1 protein-coding gene is annotated in these 1369 nt (G+C 41.8%); it reads left to right on the top strand.

The annotated features are described in order from the left end of the window. Positions 1 to 1341, top strand: a 1341-nt coding sequence (locus tag RMY64_RS36710; RefSeq protein ID WP_322702691.1) for a transposase, incomplete at its 5' end; no start/stop codon positions are given. Positions 1342 to 1369: the final 28 nt, after the last annotated feature.

Below are 1369 nucleotides of genomic sequence, written 5' to 3'. Positions count from 1 at the left end.
TTTGAAATCGCTAGTATCCTACTACCGTTTAGGGTGCTGTTTACCAAGCCAGTCTGGTGTCATGTCCAAACTTTAGTAATGGGAGCGATTTTAACAACAGGTAAACGTACCATTACTTCGGTACTTGTAGTCATGGGACTGAATCAGGAGGAACACTTCCAAAATTATCATCGTGTATTAAATCGCGCAGTCTGGTCAAGTTTGGAAGCAAGCCGAATTTTATTAATGCTCATGGTAACAGTGTTTTTACCAAGCGGGCCAATCATCATGGGAATAGATGATACGATAGAACGCCGTAAAGGCAAGAAAATTAAGGCAAAAGGAATATATCGAGACCCAGTATGTTCAAGTAACAGTCAAGTTGTGAAGGTTAGCGGCTTGCGATGGTTATCAATGATGCTGTTAGTAGAAATTTCTTGGGCTGGGCGTGTTTGGGCATTACCTTTTCTCACAGTTCTTGCACCATCGGAACGTTACAGCCAACAGTATAAGCTTCGTCATAAAAAACTGATCGATTGGGCAAGACAGATCATATTTCAGGTCAAACGGTGGTTGCCGAACAGAGAATTGGTTGTAGTTGCAGATAGTAGTTTTGCTGCACTGGAACTCCTTGCCGCAGTCAGCCAAGCTGTAATGCCAGTACATATAATCACTCGGTTGCGTTTGGATGCTGCTTTATACGAGCCAGCACCCGAAAGAACTCCTAATACGATGGGACGACCCCGACTTAAAGGAGCAAGATTACCCAATCTTGAGCAAGTGCTTGTAGATACACAAACTCAATGGCAAATAATCAAGGTTAACCGTTGGTACGGGGAAGGAGAACGCCAAGTAGAAGTTTTCACTGGAACTGCGGTTTGGTATCACACAGGTTTACCTGTAGTTCCAATTCGTTGGGTATTAGTACGTGACCCACTTGGTAAATTTGAATCACAGGCTTTGTTATCTACAAATCAAGAATATTCTCCTAAACAAATCTTGCAGTGGTTTGTACGTCGCTGGCAGATAGAAGTAACTTTTGAAGAAGTGAGGAAACATCTAGGAATGGAAACTCAACGGCAATGGTCAGACCAGTCAATTGCTCGTACAACACCTACATTGCTGGGATTATTTTCCTTGGTCGTGATTTTGGCAGACCATTTACAAGCTAATTTTTCTTGGACAATGAAACAAACAATTTGGTACTCCAAAGCTTTGCCTACTTTTTCCGATGCACTGGCTTTAGTTAGGCGATTTTTATGGGCTAGCACTTTTTCCACATCTTCCGAAACCACTCAAATGATAAAAGTCCCTCTTCTTTTATTTGAGCGTTTGAGAGATATTGCTGTTTACGCTGCTTGATTGAATTAAAAATGGATAAAGTCGAGCT

The sequence above is a fragment of the Nostoc sp. DedQUE08 genome, assembly GCF_034530895.1.
Lineage (GTDB): Bacteria > Cyanobacteriota > Cyanobacteriia > Cyanobacteriales > Nostocaceae > Nostoc.
Note: the sequence above shows the minus strand (reverse complement) of the source record. Positions and strands in the feature narration are given on the sequence as shown.